The sequence below is a fragment of the Cutibacterium nasicola genome (genome assembly GCF_052654715.2).
In genome coordinates this window covers 1,781,215-1,799,683 of record NZ_CP199745.2, presented here as the reverse complement: position 1 = coordinate 1,799,683, position 18,469 = coordinate 1,781,215, and the positions used below count along the sequence as shown (strand labels likewise).

19 protein-coding genes, 1 tRNA gene and 1 pseudogene are annotated in these 18,469 nt (G+C 63.9%); 13 read left to right on the top strand and 8 right to left on the bottom strand.

Annotated features, from left to right (window positions below; genetic code table 11):
* Positions 1 to 442 precede the first annotated feature (442 nt).
* The 3 genes from nagB (at position 443) to ACUCCZ_RS08490 (ending at position 2,553) form a co-directional block, all read left to right on the top strand.
* Positions 443 to 1,228: a glucosamine-6-phosphate deaminase gene (nagB, locus tag ACUCCZ_RS08500; protein WP_435917136.1), complete on the top strand. Its 786-nt coding sequence runs from the start codon at positions 443 to 445 to the stop codon at positions 1,226 to 1,228.
* A gap of 141 nt (positions 1,229 to 1,369) precedes the next feature.
* Complete coding sequence (locus tag ACUCCZ_RS08495; RefSeq protein WP_435917135.1) at positions 1,370 to 1,753, top strand: cold-shock protein; 384 nt, start codon at positions 1,370 to 1,372, stop codon at positions 1,751 to 1,753.
* The gene (locus ACUCCZ_RS08490) at positions 1,753 to 2,553 is read left to right on the top strand and encodes a DUF3027 domain-containing protein (protein WP_435917134.1); all 801 of its coding nucleotides are present in this window, start codon (positions 1,753 to 1,755) and stop codon (positions 2,551 to 2,553) included. The genes ACUCCZ_RS08495 and ACUCCZ_RS08490 overlap by 1 nt, the downstream gene beginning before the upstream one ends.
* A 24-nt stretch (positions 2,554 to 2,577) precedes the next feature.
* On the opposite strand, the gene ACUCCZ_RS08485 is transcribed toward ACUCCZ_RS08490, so the two are convergent.
* Positions 2,578 to 2,856: a DUF2530 domain-containing protein gene (locus ACUCCZ_RS08485; RefSeq protein ID WP_435917133.1), complete on the bottom strand. Its 279-nt coding sequence runs from the start codon at positions 2,854 to 2,856 to the stop codon at positions 2,578 to 2,580.
* Between the two features lie 123 nt (positions 2,857 to 2,979).
* Between ACUCCZ_RS08485 and ACUCCZ_RS08480 the strand changes: the two genes are divergently transcribed.
* Positions 2,980 to 4,383 carry an NCS2 family permease gene (locus ACUCCZ_RS08480; protein ID WP_435917378.1) on the top strand — a complete coding sequence of 468 codons (1,404 nt, stop codon included), beginning with the start codon at positions 2,980 to 2,982 and terminating at the stop codon, positions 4,381 to 4,383.
* On the opposite strand, the pseudogene ACUCCZ_RS08475 reads toward ACUCCZ_RS08480, so the two are convergent.
* A pseudogene (locus ACUCCZ_RS08475) lies at positions 4,358 to 5,067 on the bottom strand (hypothetical protein). The gene ACUCCZ_RS08480 and the pseudogene ACUCCZ_RS08475 overlap by 26 nt on opposite strands.
* Positions 5,068 to 5,370: 303 nt before the next feature.
* Between ACUCCZ_RS08475 and ACUCCZ_RS08470 the strand changes: the two are divergent.
* On the top strand, positions 5,371 to 6,210 hold the full coding sequence (locus tag ACUCCZ_RS08470; RefSeq protein WP_435917377.1) for a hypothetical protein: 840 nt from the start codon (positions 5,371 to 5,373) through the stop codon (positions 6,208 to 6,210).
* Here the strand turns inward: ACUCCZ_RS08470 and serC are convergent.
* Positions 6,207 to 7,325: a phosphoserine transaminase gene (serC, locus tag ACUCCZ_RS08465; protein ID WP_435917132.1), complete on the bottom strand. Its 1,119-nt coding sequence runs from the start codon at positions 7,323 to 7,325 to the stop codon at positions 6,207 to 6,209. The genes ACUCCZ_RS08470 and serC overlap by 4 nt on opposite strands.
* 96 nt (positions 7,326 to 7,421) lie before the next feature.
* Here serC and ACUCCZ_RS08460 point away from each other — a divergent pair, with 96 nt between their 5' ends.
* The 5 genes from ACUCCZ_RS08460 (at position 7,422) to ACUCCZ_RS08440 (ending at position 12,787) form a co-directional block, all read left to right on the top strand.
* Positions 7,422 to 8,552: an N-acetylglucosamine-6-phosphate deacetylase gene (locus ACUCCZ_RS08460; protein WP_435917131.1), complete on the top strand. Its 1,131-nt coding sequence runs from the start codon at positions 7,422 to 7,424 to the stop codon at positions 8,550 to 8,552.
* A 127-nt stretch (positions 8,553 to 8,679) separates the two neighbouring features.
* Entirely contained in the window at positions 8,680 to 9,402 is a 723-nt protein-coding gene (locus ACUCCZ_RS08455) for a metal-dependent transcriptional regulator (RefSeq protein WP_435917130.1), read from the top strand.
* A 20-nt stretch (positions 9,403 to 9,422) separates the two neighbouring features.
* Complete coding sequence (locus tag ACUCCZ_RS08450) at positions 9,423 to 10,502, top strand: hypothetical protein (RefSeq protein WP_435917129.1); 1,080 nt, start codon at positions 9,423 to 9,425, stop codon at positions 10,500 to 10,502.
* A gap of 108 nt (positions 10,503 to 10,610) precedes the next feature.
* Entirely contained in the window at positions 10,611 to 10,994 is a 384-nt protein-coding gene (trxA, locus tag ACUCCZ_RS08445; protein WP_435917376.1) for a thioredoxin, read from the top strand.
* Positions 10,995 to 11,170: 176 nt separating this feature from the next.
* Positions 11,171 to 12,787 (top strand): MFS transporter, encoded by a 1,617-nt coding sequence (locus ACUCCZ_RS08440; protein WP_435917128.1) that lies wholly within the window; start codon positions 11,171 to 11,173, stop codon positions 12,785 to 12,787.
* 3 nt (positions 12,788 to 12,790) lie between these two features.
* Here the strand turns inward: ACUCCZ_RS08440 and ACUCCZ_RS08435 are convergent.
* Positions 12,791 to 12,863 (bottom strand) — tRNA-Arg (locus ACUCCZ_RS08435).
* 154 nt (positions 12,864 to 13,017) lie between these two features.
* Between ACUCCZ_RS08435 and ACUCCZ_RS08430 the strand changes: the two genes are divergently transcribed.
* On the top strand, positions 13,018 to 14,412 hold the full coding sequence (locus tag ACUCCZ_RS08430; protein ID WP_435917127.1) for a UTP--glucose-1-phosphate uridylyltransferase: 1,395 nt from the start codon (positions 13,018 to 13,020) through the stop codon (positions 14,410 to 14,412).
* The gene (locus ACUCCZ_RS08425; protein ID WP_435917126.1) at positions 14,409 to 14,780 is read left to right on the top strand and encodes a hypothetical protein; all 372 of its coding nucleotides are present in this window, start codon (positions 14,409 to 14,411) and stop codon (positions 14,778 to 14,780) included. The genes ACUCCZ_RS08430 and ACUCCZ_RS08425 overlap by 4 nt, the downstream gene beginning before the upstream one ends.
* A 6-nt stretch (positions 14,781 to 14,786) precedes the next feature.
* Here the strand turns inward: ACUCCZ_RS08425 and mscL are convergent, their stop codons facing one another.
* From mscL to ACUCCZ_RS08405, 4 genes are all read right to left on the bottom strand, one after another.
* Positions 14,787 to 15,155 (bottom strand): large conductance mechanosensitive channel protein MscL, encoded by a 369-nt coding sequence (gene mscL / locus ACUCCZ_RS08420; protein WP_435917125.1) that lies wholly within the window; start codon positions 15,153 to 15,155, stop codon positions 14,787 to 14,789.
* Positions 15,156 to 15,266: 111 nt separating this feature from the next.
* Entirely contained in the window at positions 15,267 to 15,926 is a 660-nt protein-coding gene (locus ACUCCZ_RS08415; RefSeq protein WP_435917124.1) for an SAF domain-containing protein, read from the bottom strand.
* Positions 15,927 to 16,020: 94 nt separating this feature from the next.
* Positions 16,021 to 16,323 carry an FmdB family zinc ribbon protein gene (locus ACUCCZ_RS08410; RefSeq protein ID WP_435917123.1) on the bottom strand — a complete coding sequence of 101 codons (303 nt, stop codon included), beginning with the start codon at positions 16,321 to 16,323 and terminating at the stop codon, positions 16,021 to 16,023.
* Positions 16,324 to 16,406: 83 nt separating this feature from the next.
* Complete coding sequence (locus ACUCCZ_RS08405) at positions 16,407 to 16,916, bottom strand: 5-formyltetrahydrofolate cyclo-ligase (RefSeq protein ID WP_462981571.1); 510 nt, start codon at positions 16,914 to 16,916, stop codon at positions 16,407 to 16,409.
* Positions 16,917 to 17,097: 181 nt separating this feature from the next.
* Here ACUCCZ_RS08405 and ACUCCZ_RS08400 point away from each other — a divergent pair, with 181 nt between their 5' ends.
* On the top strand, positions 17,098 to 18,405 hold the full coding sequence (locus ACUCCZ_RS08400; protein WP_435917121.1) for a MoeA family protein: 1,308 nt from the start codon (positions 17,098 to 17,100) through the stop codon (positions 18,403 to 18,405).
* Positions 18,406 to 18,469 lie beyond the last annotated feature (64 nt).

Genomic DNA, 18,469 nt, shown 5'->3' with positions numbered 1-18,469 from the left:
AGGGCCAGTCAGTCCTGCCTGGGTGGAGAAGGGCTCATGCGGTTCGTGGCTGCGTCGACGCTGCGGTATCAGCTCGGCTAGCGGACGGTAGTTCCCACTCTGATAACCACGGGGAGCGATCGATGGCTTCCCGGCAGCCGGGTTGGCCGGAATGCTCGGGGTTTCGAGGGGAGCGACCCGCGGGGCTTGGAAGGCACTCGGAGCAGGACGGGAACCGACGACGTCGATGGGCGCTCTCATGTCGGTGCTCTGTGCCATGTCTCCATGGTAAGGGGTAGGGCTCCATGGTAAGGGGTAGGGCTGGCCACGCAGTGTGCTCAGAGTGTGCGCAACGCTTACAGGTGATGATTGTGATCGTCCAGGAATGTTCACCGGGTCATAATCTTGATCCGGACACGACTATGACGCGCGGTGTGGCCGCGCATGTGAGGGAGGGGCCGACATGGAGGTCATCATCTGCGCTGACGAGCAGGCCGTCGGACGGATTGCCGCCGAGCGTATTGCCAAGGTTCTGGCCCGGGCCAAGACACCGGTGTTGGGAGTTGCCACCGGATCGACTCCGCTGACGACCTACTCCTCGCTGGTGGCTCTCGCTGGGGAGGGCAAGGCCGATTTCACCGGTCTGCGCGCCTTCGCCCTGGATGAGTACGTCGGTCTTCCTGCTGATGACGAGCGCTCCTACGCAGCCACCATCCGACACACCGTCACCGAGCAGCTCGGCCTGGACCCGGCTGATGTGCACACTCCCGACGGCATGGCGGACGACCTCGACGCGGCATGCGCGGATTACGAGAAGGCGATCAAGGAGGCTGACGGCGTCGATGTCCAGATCCTCGGTATCGGGGCCAACGGCCACATCGGCTTCAACGAGCCGACCAGCTCGCTGTCCTCGCGGACTCGCGTCAAGACCCTCGCCGAGCGGACCAAGGCTGACAATGCTCGCTTCTTCGAGGAGGGTGAGAAAGTTCCCAGTCACTGTGTCACCCAAGGACTTGGGACGATCATGGACGCCCGCAATGTCGTTTTGCTGGCCGTCGGTGCCAACAAGGCTGATGCCCTCGCCGGAGCCATTGAGGGTCCGGTCTCGGCGATGTGCCCGGCCTCGGTTCTGCAGTTCCACCCCCATGTTCTCGTGATCGCCGATGAGGCCGCAGCCTCCAAGTTGACGATGGCTGACTACTTCAGGTGGGCTGATGGGCAGCGGGGTGATCTCTCCGGCGTCATGTGAGACCCGTCAGCGTGATGCTCCTGACCTGCCGGGAACCTTCCCGTCGGGCCGTGAAAGGATTGTGAGTGGTGGACCGTCGACAAGGCTGTAGCCTTGTAGGGCGGTCCATTGACCGTCATGACCAGAAGGAGTGAGCCAGAGATGCCAACCGGAAAGGTGCGTTTCTACGACGCCACCAAGGGGTTCGGTTTCCTGACGAAGGACGGCGGCGGTGACGTGTACGTCAACGCTTCCGCCTTGCCCGCAGGGGTGAATACCCTGAAACCCGGTCAGAAGGTTGACTTCGGGGTTGTTGAGGGACGTCGAGGAGAGCAGGCCCTGTCCCTGCAGATCGTCGAGACCCCGGCCTCGCTGTCCAAGGTGAGTCGCAAGCAGCCACAGGAGATGGCGGTGATCTGCGAGGACCTCATCAAGATGCTCGACAAGATGGGCAATGGCTACCGGCACGGACGTCACCCCGATCCGCGCACCGCCGGCGCGGTGGCCAAGATGCTTCGTGCTGTTGCCGACGAGTTGGAGCTGTGATGACACAGGTGACGTCGAAGCCGCGCACTGCGACCCGGGCCATCAAGACTGACGCGACGATCGCGAAGGCTGTCGACCAGGCCCGGGAAGCGGCCGAACGTCGGGCGGGTGACTTCGGAGTGGGTGAGCACGTCGGGATGATCGTCGAGGATGAGCGCGTCCTGACCCACCTCTTCGAGTGCCCGCATCCGGGATACCGGGGCTGGCGGTGGGCCGTGACGATGGCGCGCGCCCTGCGCGGACGCAACGTCACCGTCAATGAGGTCACCCTCATTCCCGGCGACGACTCCCTGTTGGCCCCTGAGTGGGTGCCGTGGCGCGACCGAGTGCGTGCCGGGGACATCACCGCCGGCACCCTCATGCCCACCGCCGACAATGATCCACGCCTGGAGCCTGGTCACACCGGTGGTGAGCTCGCCGCCGACGAGGATCCCGCCGAGTGGGCTGCCACCCGAGCCGTGGCATCCGAGTTGGGGTTGGGCCGTGAGCGTGTGCTGTCGCGTGAGGGTCGTGACGTCACTGCTGAGCGTTGGCTTACCGGTGAGGGCGGCCCTGACAATGCCATGAGTCGTCATGCCCCTGCCAGCTGCGTCACCTGTGGCTACTTCGTGCGCCTGCAGCACTCCCTGGGGCGGGTCTTCGGGGTGTGTTCCAATGAATTCTCGCCCTCTGACGGCTCAGTGGTCCACGTCGATCATGGCTGTGGCGGTCACTCCGACGTCGTCGAGAAGCATCGCGGTATCGAACTGCCCGAGCCGGTCTTCGACACCATCTCCATCGACGACTCGTTGTTCGACTGAGTTGTGAGCCTCCGGTGGAGCGGCTCAGCAACGGGATCGTAACCAGCAGTATCCCGTGCCGACGATACCCAGAGCGGTGCCCGTCAGGCAGATCCAGAGCCAGTCGCGGTAGCCGGTTCCGGTGAGGCGGTCGAGCATGATCCAGCAGACGATGGACGCCACAGCGAAAGCGATGGTTCCCACGATGCCGACCGCCACCCCGTTCTCGTCAACGGGGGCGACATTGGCCTGGGTTAGCAGGTGTTCACGCTGGTTCGCCACGATCCCATCGTAATGCCCTGCAACGCTGCCGTGACATCTCATCCCTAGAATGCCCCCGTGTCCAGCAACACCGCATCAGCAAGACTCGACAATTGGTTTCATCTGACAGAACGAGGATCGACGAGACCCCGCGAGGTTCGCGGCGGCATCGTCACCTTTTTCACGATGGCCTACATCCTGGCCCTGAACCCTCTCATCATCGGTACCGCGGCCGACAAGAACGGCAAGCTCCTCAACGGTGCCCCGAAGTTCCTCGACGCCGCTGGCACCACTCTCAACACGGCTGCCATTGACGACAACAAGATGATGGTCATGGCCGTTACCGCCTTGGTGGCCGCGGTCATGACGATAGCCATGGGTATCTGGGGACGATTCCCGATGGGTATCGCAACTGGCCTTGGCATCAACTCTCTGCTCGCCTACGTCGTCGCCCCAACGATGACATGGTCCCAGGCGATGGGCCTGGTGGTCTGGGAAGGCGCCCTCATCCTCATCTTCGTCCTCACCGGCGTCCGGGAAATGATCTTCCGGGCTGTCCCGAACTCCCTACGTTCGGCGATCAGCGTCGGAATTGGCCTGTTCATCGCCTTCGTTGGTTTCGTGGATTCCGGCGTCGTCCGCCGCGGTTCCGGCACCCCGGTCACCCTGGGCGTCGGCGGCAGTCTGGAGGGCTGGCCGATCTTCCTGTGCCTGTTCGGATTCCTGCTTCTCGTCGTCCTGCACCAGCGTCACGTCAAGGGATCCATGCTCATCGCCATCATTGGTACCTCGCTGCTCGGTGTCATCATCGAAGCCATCGCGCACCTTGGACCACAGAGCGAGGAGAACCCCACCGGTTGGGCCCTCAACGTTCCGCGGCTGCCCGGAGCAGCTGACTTCCGCCTGCCCAATCTGGGCCTGCTGGGTCACGTCGACCTGTTCGGCGGCTTCCTGGCTGACGGGCATTTCCGCGTCGGAGTGTTCCTGGGAACCCTGCTGGTCGTCTTCTCCCTCATGCTTGCTGATTTCTTCGACACCATGGGAACAGTCGTCGCCATCGGTGACCAGGCCGGCATCCTTGACGAGACCGGCAATCCCGAGCACCTCAAGGGGATCCTCGTCGTCGACGCCCTGGCTGCCGTCGCTGGCGGTCTCGGCTCGGCCTCGTCGGCCACCGGTTACGTCGAATCCGCTGCTGGCGTGGGGGAAGGAGCCCGAACGGGTATCGCCTCCATCGTCACCGGTATCGGATTCCTGTTGGCGATGTTCCTCGCGCCGATCGTCTCGATCATTCCTTCGGAGGCGGCCGCACCAGTGCTGGTCTTCGTCGGATTCCTCATGATGGCCCAGGTCACCCACATCGACTGGAAGCACGTCGAGGAGGGTCTTCCGGCCTTCCTGGGCATGGTGCTCATGCCGTTCGCCTACTCGATCACCACGGGTATTGGCGCCGGCCTCATCATGTTCTGCATCACCAAGACCATCGCTGGCAAGGCGCGCAAGATCCATCCGCTGTTGTGGGTTGTTGCGGCCCTCTTCGTGGTCTACTTCGCCCAGTCGCTGCTCATGAGACTGCTCGGCCAGATGTGAGGCTGGTGGGTTGAAGCCCACTGACGGTGTCCGGTTGCCAGACCACCAAGAGGCCTGGCGCCGGACGCCCCAGGTCGCCGGCGAGGTCCATCCACCCCGGAATGAGTTGAGGAAACCCAGGACGGCGTCACCTTCACCTTGCCGCTCGACCGGTATTTTGTCGACGACGCCAGTCAGTCCGAGCCGAGTTGTCAGAACCTGCTCGGTGCTCGCATGGCCGATCCTCATGCCGGGTGCCGGTCGTAGCGGAATCCGCGGATCCTTGACCATGAGCCGCTCGATGGCACAGGTGCTGGGCAGGCCGACAGCCGCCAGATCGGAATTGAGCTCATGGAGCCGTGCCACCGACATCGGGATCTCGGTCCATCCCCACGACAGGTGGGTCAGCCACTCATTGACGAGTCGCCAGCAGCGGCCCAGACGATCAGCCTCGATGGAACGGCCACGGACCAGGTCTTCGACGTCATTGGGAGTTGGCCATCCCACCGGCAGCATCGGGTCTTCAACATTGGGCTTGTAGAGCGGGTGGAACGGGCTGTGCCACCCTGATCGACGATGGTGGTGGACGGGCACGCTGAAAGTGGCCTCGGTCCATGTGCGTAGCTTCGTTGCGAGTCCCTCGTCAGCCTCAAACATGTCGCGAACTTCGTCGATCGCGATGGTGTTGAGTCTCAACCCACCCATGGAAACAGGTTATTCGTCACGAGGTCAGCATAAGGTGTAATCCATGAATCCACGCCCCAGGCAGCACACCATCAGCGGGGTTCTCATCATCCTCGTACTGCTCGTCGTGGTGGGATCCCTGCTGTCACAGGTCGATCCGGCATGGCAGGATGTCTCTTCGTGACCCGACGATCCAGGACCCGACGTTCCCGCTGCGTGAGTGCGCTGGTGGCCCTGGGATGTGCCTGGGGGCTTTCGACTGGCCCCGCTGCCGCCGTCGATCTCACCGTCACGACGGACAAGGAGCTCGGCAATCCGGTGGGCATGGCCGCCGACCTCGACAACGACTGGTACTGGGTCACCGATGGTTCTCCGTCGACGGTCCGCTCCCTGCTTGCCCTCGACAAGACGGGTAAGCAGGTCCATCGGGTGAAGTGGGACCCGGCCTTCCACGACGTGGAGGCGATGTCATGGGCCAATGGAGTCCTCTATGTCGCCGACATCGGTGACGAGAAGGCCACGCGTCGCGGCATCCGAGTGATGTCTCCCACCGCGACGGCCGCCAGTCAATCCACCTACTACGAGTGGATGTTCACCTACCCTGACGGCGCCCACGACGCCAAGGCCTTGGCAGTCAGCCCGAAGGGGACCTTCTACATCATCACTGACGGCCCCCACCCGGCGATCTACCGTGGCGGCCCGCAGGTCAGCCGCACGGAGTCCAACCCCCTGGAAAAGGTGGCCGACGCCCCCGCTGGGGTCAAGGACGCCACCTTCCTGCCGGACGGGTCACGGATGGCCATGCTGACCGACCATGAGGTTCGCGTCGTTGACGCCTACTCCTGGAAGACGGTTGCCAACGCGGCGTTCTCGGGTGGGCAGGCCATCACCACCGACACCACTCAGAAGACCTTGGAGGTCGCGACCTCGGGCAGCAAGGTACAGGGAATTGACTTCCCGACGAAGCTGACTTCGATCTCGCCGACCCCCTCGTTGACTCCGAGTTCCAGGGCAGGGGCAACTCAGGCCACCGGAAAGCCCACCTCCAAGGCGCGCTCGGGCACCCTCATCGCGGTGTTGGGAGCGGTCGCGGTGGCGCTGTGCGCCGGCATCGTGACCTTCCTGCACGACCGCTCCCAGGACACCACCTGGCGACACCGTTAGTCGCGGTGCTCCAGGAGCCAATCCAGGCAGGCCGTCAACGCCTCGATGTCGCCCGGCTCGATCGAGCTGAAGGTGGCCACCCGAATCTGGTTGCGGCCCAGTTTGCGATAGGGCTCGATGTCGAGGATCCCGTTCTCGCGGGCGCGGGCACACAGCCGGACGGCGTCGACGGACTCGTCGATGTCGATCGTCACCACCACCGGGCTGCGCAGCGCCGGATCGGTGACGAACGGGGCCGTCAGCGGGTTGTCCTCCGCCCAGCGGTAGAGGATCCCCGAGGTCGACGTGGTGCGGGATGCCGCCCACGTCATGCCGCCCTTGTCCAGCAGCCAGCGGCACTGCGCCTCCAACATGACGAGGGTGGCCAGCGCAGGAGTGTTGAGGGTCTGATCAGCCCGGGAATTCTTCACCGCGACGCTGAGATCGAGCATCTGCGGTACCCAGCGGGCCGAGCCAGTCAGTCGTTCCGAGCGTTCGATCGCTGCTGGTGACAGAATTGCGAGCCACAATCCGCCGTCCGAGGACAGGTTCTTCTGCGGTGAGAAGTAGTAGGCGTCGGTCTGCGCCACGTCTGCAGCAACTCCTCCGGCGGCTGACGTGGCATCGATGAGAACCAGGGAATCCTGGTCAATCTCATCCGGTCGACGGACCGGGGCGATGACCCCGGTGGAGGTCTCGTTGTGAGCCCACGCATATGCATCGATCTCTCCGAGGGCTTGCGGCAGGGCAAGCTTGCCGGGCGGGGCCTGGAAAACTGCCGGATCAGCGAGGAAGGGGGCCCTCTGCAGAGCAGAGGAGAACTTCTTCGTGAACTCGCCATAAACGCCAGTTGCGGCGCGCTTCCCCACCAGGCAGACGGTCGCCATGTCCCAGAAGAGGGTGGCTCCGCCGTTGCCGAGGGCAACCTCGTGTCCGACCGGAAGGTCGTAGAGGGTGGAGAGCTCCTCGCGGATCGCGGCGACCACATGGCGAACAGGTGGTTGGCGATGGGACGTACCCATCACCGATCCCGGCTCGGACAGACTGGCCACCACCTCCCGTCGGATCCGGGACGGGCCACACCCGAAACGGGGGTCCGAGGGCAGGAGGTCACTGGGAATCCTTGGCTCAGCCATGCTCTGATCCTCGCAGATCCTGGGCCGGACGAAGCCCGAGTTCACGCTGTGGCCATGTGACAGTATGTGGAAAAACCCGCTGCCAAGGAGGCATCGATGATCAGCCGTATTGCTTCACACCACGTTGTCGCCCGTGACGGAAGTGAGTCACCGGCAACGATCACCGTCGAGGCCGGACGCATCATCAAGGTCGGCGAGGGCATCGATCCGCAGGCTGAGCTCGTCGACGAGTGGATCCTGCCCGGTTACGTCGACACCCACTGCCACGGTGGCGCCGGTGCTGACTTCACCGATCCTGATCGCGACGCCGCACTGCGGGCCGTCCACTACCACCGTAGTCAGGGCTCGACCACCCTGTTCGCCTCCACCGTGACCGCTGCCATTGGCGACGTCGTCGACCAGATCGGGCGACTCCGCCAGCTCATGGACGACGACGAGATCGCCGGCATCCACCTCGAGGGGCCTTTCCTCGCCGAATCGCGCAAGGGAGCCCACGCCGTCGAGCTCTTGTGTGATCCCGACCCGGCGTCGGTGGACCGACTCATCACAGTAGGCGGGTCTGCTCTCAAAATGGTGACGATCGCCCCGGAGCGCGAGCACGGCTTGGAGGCCGTCGCCACCTTCACCAAGGCCGGGGTGCACGCCGCCATCGGTCACACCGAGTGCGACAACATCACTGCCAGCGCTGCCGTCGACGCTGGATCTGACGTCATGACACATCTGTTCAACGCGATGCCGTCCATCCATCACCGCAAGCCCGGTCCAGTTCCGCCGATGCTCACTGACTCGCGTGTGGTCTGCGAGCTCATCTGTGACGGTGTGCACCTGGCGCCCGACGTCATTCGGATGGCCATCTTGGCTGCCGGACCGCAGCGCATCGCCCTGGTCACCGACGCCATGAGTGCCACCGGTCAGCCTGACGGCGATTACATCCTGGGCAGGTTGCCGGTGAAGGTCGTGGATGGTCGCGCCCGACTGCTGGCCGCCGACGGTTCGCTGGGAGCGATCGCAGGATCCACTCTGACGATGGGCCGCGCGGTCGAGTTCGTCACTGCTGTCGTGGGCCTGCCGCTGGGCCAAGTCGCCGTCATGGCAGCCACCACACCGGCCGAACTCCACGGTTTGAACGAGGTCGGCGTCCTGGAGGAGGGGCACTGGGCTGACATGTGCCTCACCGACGAGAAGGGCCATCTGGTTCGCGTCATCCGTCGCGGTGAGTCCGTCTGACGGTCATCGCAGGTACTTGAGCACTAAACTTCATGACGGGAGGTCACTCGGGCGTGAGCAATGACGCCCCGACCGTTTTGTCAGACAGCCTGTCCGGTGGGCAGGTGGCCAGCGACGCCCCTCGGCTGTGAGGGCGGGGAAGAGGTGCACCGTGAGCAGTGAGCTCGTTGATACCACGGAGATGTATCTGAGGACTCTCTACGAGCTGCTCGAGGAGGGTGTCGAACTGCGCCGAGCTCGTATCGTCGAGCGATTGCACCAGTCGGGCCCCACCGTCTCCCAGACCGTGGCTCGTATGGAACGTGACGGTCTTGTGGTCGTCGGGGCGAACCGCTCGATTTCATTGACGCAGGAGGGCCATGACGTGGCCGAGACGGTGATGCGCAAACATCGTCTGGCTGAGTGCCTGCTCACCGAGGTCATTGGTCTTCGACCCGACTTGGTCCATGACGAGGCGTGCCGTTGGGAGCACGTCATCTCCGGTGAGGTTGAGAAGCATCTCACCGAGATCCTCGACAACCCTGATGTCTCTCCGTACGGTTGCCCCCTTCCTCCCGAGCAGATCGGTCGTCGCCCGGACGACTCCGCGCGTTTCCGCGACGACTCCAAGCCCCTTGACGAGATCATTGCCGAGGCCGGTTGCCCGGTCAGCGTGACCGTCACCCGGTTGTCGGAGTTCTTCCAGGCCACCGAGGGTAATCTCACCGACACCTACGCCGCTGGTTTGCTGCCGGGCAGGAGCATTGAGGTCGACGATGATGCCGACGGCATCCGCTTGACGGGTCCGGACGGTTCGGTCGTCGTCGATCCCGAGGTCCTTTCCGGTCTGTTCGTCGTCCAGAACTGCTGAATCGCGGTGACGATGCCGCGATGAGTGTGCCCCAGACCCTGTGGCCCAGTCAGCTGCCAGATCTGAACCAGATCGTCACGCTCTGTGAGGCGGGTTGGTATGACACCGCCGATTCCATGTTGCGGATGGCGCGGGCGTCCGAATGCGACGATCCCCACCTGGTGCAGGCTGCTGCGGTGACGGCGGTGGCCCGCAGGGTCCTGGCCCTTGATGCCGAGGACTTCGAGGAGATCGGGGATCCTCTGCCTGCTGACCTGCGGTCCCGGCTCACTGACGCGGGTTTTCCGCATCATCCGCGGGCAACTGTGAGGGGAGCACTGGGAGACCTGGTGCCCCTCTACGAGCTCATGCTCGAGGTCCTCGACATCCGAATGCACCGTGAGGAGCCCCAGCAGGTTGTCGTGACCTGCCACATCCTGGGGGAGTACCTGGGCCAGCTGGCCTGGCAGCCGGTGCTCAGAGACGGCGGGGACCCGCTCACCCTGCCCGGTAAGGTGGGGGAGAAGTGGGGAGGCGACGGTCAGGATTGCGCCCACACCTCGGCCATGAATGCAACGGCTCGACGCAGCCTCCATGCTGCTCAGGGTGACCAGGAGGGTTACACCTCGTACCTGGACAAGTTCCATTCCAGGTTGGGCGAAGCCTTGGGTGTATGCGCGATGAACCACGCCACTATTGATGTCGGTGAGCGTCCGGACGTCGGTATCACCTGTCCGCACCCGTGCCAGTGGGTGCTCGCCGGTACATCGGAGGAACGCCGGGCCTTGGACTCCCGGGTGCGTCTGGCCCGTATTTTTCAGGAATCCGGTCTGGTGGCCCTGCGCCATCATGCCCCGGTGGGTCACTTCTTCGGGGTGCCGTCGGGCAGCGAGATCGGCAATGCCTGGGTGACGACCTGGAACAAGCTCAACGAGCAGTGGGCGGACGGGTCCAACCCAATGCTGGACCCCGCGGCTCCCGGCTACGACGTCAACGTCTCCGACGAGGCATTGCCGGGATTGTCCCGTGTGGTGTCGGTCATTGCCGCGCGGCCCGTGCGTGCCGGTCACCTGCTGCGTGATCTGGGAGCGACGGCGATTGCCGAGTTGAAAGGCGCGTGACATCCAGGTGAATACGGATTGGCACATTGGGAATACACCAGCACCTGACGCTGTTGCATCACACATGGGCCGAGGCGCCACGGCGTTGCGGTCGACCGAACCCAAGCAATTACCGGGAGGTACAACGTGGCTACCGTCGCATTGACCAAGGACAACTTCTCCTCGACCGTCGACTCCAACGATGTCGTCCTCATCGACTTCTGGGCATCTTGGTGCGGACCGTGCCAGCGCTTCTCGCCCATCTACGAGGACGCCAGCGAGCGTCACACCGACGTGACCTTCGCCAAGGTCGACACCGAGGACCAGCAAGAGCTGTCCGCCGGTCTGGAAATCACCTCCATCCCGACGATCATGGCCTTCCGCGCCGGGTACCTCGTCTTCCGTCAGTCCGGCCTGCTGCAGGGCCGTCAGCTCGACGAGCTCATCGAGAAGGTCAAGGGGATCGACGTCGAGGATCTCAAGAAGCAGGCTGAGACCCAGAAGCAGGGCTGACATCGGGGTTTCTCATTCCCGCCACTGTGTGCGGGTACGGGGGCCGACGACAGGATGGTAACGTCCTGCCGTCGGCCTTCTTCGTGTCATACGTGATTGAGTTATGGCTGCCGGTCGGGTCGCGGTGCCGAGCCCAGTGGTGCGTCGGTGCGACATCCCGTTCATAGGAGCTGTCCGTGACATCGAGAGCCGAGGTCGCCGAGCTCGTCGAAACGACGCAACCGGCAGGCCCGAAGCGCCGTGTCGGTGTGGTGGCGGCAGTTGCCACCCTGGGCTCCCTGCTCTTCGGCTATGACACCGGAGTCATCTCTGGCGCGCTACCCTTCATGTACCTGCCACATGCTGCTGGCGGCCTGGCCCTGACGGTGGGCCATGAAGGCGCCATCGGGGGAACACTCACCCTTGGTGCGGCCTTCGGCGGGCTCGTAGGCGGCATGATGAGCGATCGCTGGGGACGCCGGCACAACCTGCTGACCCTCGCCGTCCTGTTCATCACTGGTGCCCTCGGCACAGCCGTGGCTCCCAGTATGTGGGTGATGTATCCCTTCCGGGTGGTGCTCGGCTTTGCCGTGGGTGCGGCCTCGGCAACGGTGCCGGTCTATCTGTCGGAGACCTCTCCGAAGCGGATGCGTGGTCGCATCGTCGCTCTTGACCAGTTCATGATCGTCTTCGGTCAGCTGCTGGCCTTTTCCGTCAATGCCGCCATTTCTGCGGCACACGGCGGCCCGAGCCTGACGGTGACCGCCGACCCGTCCGGTCGGCTCGATCCCGGAACCTACTCCTGGGACAAGCTGCAGGCCCTGACGACGTCCCACGGCGGGACGATGAGTGACGAGGCATTCCATGCCTTCCTCGCCCAGCTGTCGGTGTCCGCTGGATCCGGCGGTGCATGGCGCTGGATGCTCGTGGTCTGCACCCTGCCGGCCATCGCTTTGTGGATCGGCATGAGGAAGATGCCCGAGTCGGCTCGCTGGCACCTCAGCCATGGTCAGCTCAGCGAGGCGATCGCCTGCCTCAAGCAGGTTCGCGAGGAGGGGGTCGACGAACCGCTCGTTGACGAGATCACCGAGATGGTCGAGCTCCACGGTGCGGGCGGCAGGCTCACTCATCGTCAGCAATGGGCCCTTGTCGTGGAGTTGCGCTGGACCCGACGGCTGCTGCTGGTGGGGATCTTCCTCGCCGCAGTCAACCAGACCACTGGCGTCAACACCGTCATGTACTACGCGCCGAAGGTACTGGAATTCGCCGGTATGAGCACCCAGGCCTCGATCATCGCCCAGGTGGCCAACGGCGTCATGTCCGTCATCGGCGCCGGCGCTGGCCTGTGGCTCATCGAGCGGTTCGATCGTCGTCACCTACTGATCTTCGACGTGACCGCCGTCGGTGTCTGTCTGCTCGGCATCGCTGCCACCTTTGGATTCGCGACCGCTCCCCAGATGGGCACGGGAGTGCCGAAGTGGGCACCCATCCTCGTGCTCGTTCTCATGAGCTTGTTCATGCTCATCGTGCAGTCCACCAACGGCACGGTGGTGTGGACCATGCTCGGCGAGATGTTCCCGACCCGGATGCGTGGAGCCATGAATGGTGCCGCGGTCTTCTGTGGCTGGTTGGCCAACGCGACGATCACCTGGACCTTCCCGGTCATGCTGGCAGACTTGGGAGGTGCCGGAACCTACCTCACCTACGGCATTGCCAACCTCGTCATCGCGCTCATCCTGGTGAAGGTGATGCCGGAGACGAGGGGACGCTCATTGGAGGAGATCGAGGTCGACATGAAACGGCGTTACGCCTGAGGGCGGCCCCGATAGGATTCGAACCTACGGCACATGGTTTAGGAAACCACTGCTCTATCCCCTGAGCTACGGGGCCCTGCCCACAAAGGGCCACACCAGCCTAGTCCGGTGTGGTGGGAAGGGCCAACCTCACCCACCAACCCCGACCACATCGGGGTGGCATGCTCCACCGTGCCGGTGGAGCCTCCTCGATAGACTGGTGACGTCTGTCTACCAGCAAGGGAGCAACAATGAGCGAAGAAGGACTTGAAGCTGCGCGCCGGAAGATGGCCGAGGCACGTGTCGATCCCGTCGCCATTGATGTCTTCACCTCCTACTATCACCAGCTCGAGACCGGTGACACCGGGCTCATCCGCGAGGACACCATCTCCCCGATGACTGATCCGCCGATGCTCGACGACGTCGAGGTCAGTGAGGAGCAGGCCGCCGAGGCGCTCGACAAGACCGTCATCATCAAGCTCAACGGTGGCCTGGGAACCTCGATGGGTCTGGACCGCGCGAAGTCCCTGCTCGAGGTGCGAGACGGGAAGTCCTTCCTCGACATCATCGCCACTCAGGTGCTGTCGGCTCGCAAGCAGTTCGGCGCCCGTTTGCCGCTGATGTTCATGAATTCCTTCAGCACTCGTGAGGACACCCTCAAGGTTCTTGAGAAGTACCCGGATCTGGCTGTCAAGGGATTGGACCTGGACTTTCTGCAAAATCAGGAGCCCAAGCTCGACGCCGAGACTCTCACCCCGGTCGAGTGGGAGAAGGACCCCTCCCTGGAGTGGTGCCCGCCGGGTCACGGGGACCTCTACACCGCCCTGTTCGGATCCGGTGTGCTCGACAAGCTGTTGGACGCTGGGTTCACGTACGCCTCGGTGTCCAACGGCGACAACCTGGGGGCGGTTCCCGACGGTCGTCTGGCCGGCTGGTTCGCCGCCTCGGGCGCCCCGTACGCCGCCGAGTTGTGCCATCGCACCATCAACGACAAGAAGGGTGGCCACCTGGCCGTACGCAAGTCCGACGGTCAGCTCATCCTGCGCGACACCGCCCAGACCGCCGATGAGGAGATGGAGTACTTCACCGACGAGAACCGTCATCCCTACTTCCACACCAATAACTTGTGGTTCGACCTCGAGGCCCTCAAGAAGGTCCTCGACGAGCGTCACGGCGTGATGGGTCTGCAGATCATCCGCAACGACAAGACCGTCGACCCAAAGGATTCCTCCTCAACCCCGGTCATTCAGATCGAGTCCGCCATGGGTGGTGCCATCGAGGTCTTCGAGGGCGCCACCTGCATCTGCGTGGATCGCTCCCGGTTCCTGCCGGTCAAGACGACCAATGAGCTGCTGCTGCTGCGCTCCGACGTGTACGACCTTGATGATTCCGCTCACCTGGTCAAGATGACTGACGACACCTGCGCCATCGACCTTGACAAGGAGTTCTACAAGAAGGTCAGTGACTTCAACGATCGCATCCCGGAGCCGCCGTCGCTGCGCAAGGCCACCTCTCTCACGGTCAGGGGAGACTGGACCTTCGGGTCGGGGGTCGTCGTCGAGACAGATGCCACCCTCAGCACCGAGAGGCCTCAGAGGATCCCTGACGGCACCGTGCTCACCGGCGAGCGTTCAGGTCAGAAGTGACATCTGATCAGCAATGTTGGGAGGCGGTGGCCGCGGCCCTCACCGGACAGCGGCTTACCGCCCCTGACGGGCCAGGTTGGGAGGCCGCCGACCTGGTGGATTGGCTGGCCGAGCAGGGCTGGCCGGCCTCACGACTGACGCAGCGGCGAGCTGAATGTCAACAGACCGGACGCTCGTGGCCCGACTCGCTCCCCGACGACCTGGCCTCCGGACTTGAGTTCGCCCGCTATGGAGCGGTGCTCGCCCAGACGCGTCGGATAGCCGGGCTGGACGGGTTGAGCTCGACAGTGCATCGCGGTGCGGTGGTCATCGGGCCTGACGAGGCTCGTCTGTTGTCCGAACGACCACCACACAGCGTGTTGCACTGAGTCAGGTCACTGAATCGGACGGGAGCGCAGCTCATCGCGGATCTCGATGAGGAGATCGGCGATGGTGGGGGCAGCCGCCGGCTCCTCCTCGGTGTGGTTGAGTTTCTTCGTTGCGATCTCCACGGGCTTGATGAGCCCGAAGTAGATGACGAAGGACATCACGAAGAAGGAGATGACGTCGGTGATGAAGGCACCGACATGAACCCCGCCCGGGACCCAACCGGAGAAGTTCGGGGTGCCCCCGACCTTGCCGAATAGATCCATGATGACCGCGGTGAATGACTTGACGACGGTGGAGAACGCGCCGCCAAGGATGAATGCCACAGCGAGCTCAATGAGGTTGCCGCGCATCAGGAAGTCCTTGAATCCCTTCACGGGTCTCCTTTCGAGTTGGTACTGCCCCGATGTTCTCGGGCCCGTTGAGAACCGTAACGGGACATCAGAGGTGCGGCTAATACCGTTTCCGCTGTTTCGCCAGATGCGAACTCACTCCACAACCAGTCCCAAGGGCTGCCCCTGGCCAGCCACAGCGATCGCCGCGGCATCGGCCGATCCAGTAGACACCACCACCAATTCCGTGGACGGGGAACCTTGTGCGAGTCCACCGCCGCTGGTGGGCAGGCTACGGATGATTGCGCCACGGGTGAGGATGTGCGGTGTTCCGTCCTCGCTAGGTGAGACGACAGATACCCGTTGGCCTACCTGCAGCATGCCGACCATTGACGAGTCGGCGAGATGAATCCCCACCAAGGCTTTTCCGGTTCCGACGCTGGAGCCGGACAGCACGGCTGATGCCGTCAGGATCGTTCCCTCAGTGATACGAGCTGATGCTTGGCGACCCTCCACCTGCGCGAGGGTCGCTGTTTCATGCGGTAGGACGGCAGGATCCATTCGGACGCTACGTAGGTCGGAACGTTGAATGGTGCGTCCGCCCTCGATGGGATGGGCGGCAACGATGACCTCTCGACCGGAAGTTGTCATGGCCTTTCCGGGGGAGGCCACGAGCAACACGGCCAGTGCGGCGAGAAGGGCCGCCAATCCGCGTCGATGACGGACGACGAGGACATGCAGACGCCGTCGCGCGGTGGTCTTGTGCTTACGGGTCGATTCTCGAGGGGCCTGGGAGTTTTTCGATGTCAGTCTCACACCCACAGTTATCGCCGAAGGAGACGACATCGTTCAGTTGTCCACAGGGCAGTTTTCGTCCACAGGAGGTTCTCGCCCTGCCAGGACCCGTCACTCAGGATGCGTTGTCGGAGGTCTTCGTCGTCGAGGAGGATGACGAGGACGACGTCGACTCGGATTTCGTCGAGGAAGAATCGGAGGAGGACGAACTCCCGGCAGTGGCCGCCGTGGAGCCTGCCTTGGTGTGATTGTCGGTGGAGTAGAAGCCCGACCCCTTGAAGACCACTCCCACCGCGCTGAAGACCTTGCGCAGCTCGCCCTCACAGGTGGGGCAGACAGTCAGCGAGGGGTCGCTGAACTTCTGCACGACCTCGAGGTCACGGTCGCAGTCGTTGCATCGGTATTGGTAGGTGGGCATGATCTCCTCGTTCCGGCCCGATCGGTGTCAGGCGCCTGTCGAATGATAGGCGCGCTGTCGGGTACCAGGAAATTCCGCGTCGTTCACTGGCCCAACAGGTGCAGGCCAGTGGGAGCGAGAGCAGCGGTGATCGGCTCGTCCCATGGATCATGGGGAACCTCGTCGACGATTTCGTCATCATTGACGACCGCCCACACCGGAACCCCAGGGGCTCGCTGGGGGAGGACACGGTCGTACCAGCCGCCTCCCACGCCGACCCGGTAGCCCGTCCGGTCGACCAACAAGGCCGAACACAGCACAACCTCGGCCTCGGCGATGGCCGAGTCCGGCAACACAGCAGCGACCGGCTCGGGAATCTCCCACAGTCCGGTACGCACGTTCATACCGTCGTACCACGCCCACGCTGGTTCATGCAGGGAGTGACCGTGGCCGTCGGTCAACACTGGAGCCAGGACTTGTTTTCCCATCATGACGAGGGTGTCGGCCAGTCCCACGGTGTCCGGTTCATCCCCACGAGACAGGTAGAGGGCGACCTTGTGGGCCCACAGCAGCCGACTCATGGCGTGCTCGGTGCGGCGGTCGTCCCTGCTGATCCTGGTTTGGTGGTCCACGGCTGCCCGGCGGGCCTGGCAGCGCCGTCGGAGCTCCTCCTTGCCGAGCCGAGGATCAGAGGGGTCCTCACTGGCGGGGCTGTGGTGCGTCATCACTCCCTCATGCTACGCCCTGGCCGAGTCGCTGCCGGGCAGACCGCGCCATGACCTCTAGGGTGATGCCATGGCCTTGTTCCACAGGAAGAAGCAGATCGATGCCCCGGAGCCCGAGGAGGAACCTCTCGGCCTTCCGGGAGCGCCCGAGACGGACATGTCCGGGCGTCGGTCAATCGTCGATCATCGCGACTACTTGTGCAGCCTCGTCCAGGCCGTTCCACCAGTCGCCATGGATGTGCCGCGGGCTGTGGGGCTGGCGGTGTGTGAGGACATCCACGCACCTCATGACGTGCCCGTGGTGACGACGGCTGTCATTGACGGTTATGCCCTCGATTCTGCGTCCACCAAGATGGCAGGGCGTTCCGGCTCCGTGGAGATCCAGATCGATCGTCGCCCTCCCACTCCAGTCACCCCGGGCACCGCTGTGCGCGTCATGGCTGGGTCGCTGTTGCCAGAGGGTACCGACTGCGTCCTCCCACCGGACCTGCTCGACGCCGATGGCGACATCGTGCTGTTCTCTCCGGTCAAGAGGTGGGCTGGAGCTCGTCTCGCAGGGTCGGACTACGGAACAGGCGAGGTCCTGGTACGCAATGGGACGATCCTGCATCCCGGAATCATCTCAATGCTGGCCTCAGCCGGTATCGACGAGGTGTTCGTCCGACCGCGTCCCAAGGTCGTCATCGTGGCGGTACGAGCTGATGAGGGCCAGCGTGAGGAGATCGAGAGGCGAGCCCGCGCCAATGGCGCCGAAGAGATTGCCTCCCTTGATGCCACGGCTGCAGCTATCGAATCCGCCACCCGCGCCCTCGACGCCGACGTCACCGTCATCTCCACCAACACCTCGTGCGACAGTGAGTTGACACGGCTGCTGTCCGATGCCGTACGCGGTGCGGACCTCGTCCTGGCCACCAGCGATCGCATGGTCGTTGGTCAGCAGGACGCCGTCTCGTCGGTACTGCCACGAATGGGGGGTACTGACTTCGCCAGGGTGGCGATGGAGCCGGGGGCCAATCAGGAATTCGCCCTCATCGACCCGAGCTTGGTCCCCCTAGTCGTCCTGCCAGCAGGCCCCGGGCCAGCTCTCATCTCGTTCATGGCCTTTGTGCAACCTCTGCTGCGCAAGCTGTCAGGCCTGCCGCCGGCTGATGTATTCAAGGCCGAGACGGATCGGCCGATTGCCCGTCACCCGGACTCCACGACCTTCGTCCCGGTGCGCCTGGCTCGAGTCGGAGGTCGTCCGGTCCTCTCACGAGCGGGAATGGGTGACGTCACCCACGCCGTCGACCTGTCGATGGCTGACGCAATCGCCGTCGTCGGGGCGGGCGATGAGCCGGTTCCGACCGGTATGCCACTGGTGTGCTGGTGGTTGAGGTGACGGCATGACCTCATCTCGTCTGCCGTGGGGAGTGACGATGCCACGTCACCATCACTGGCCGGTG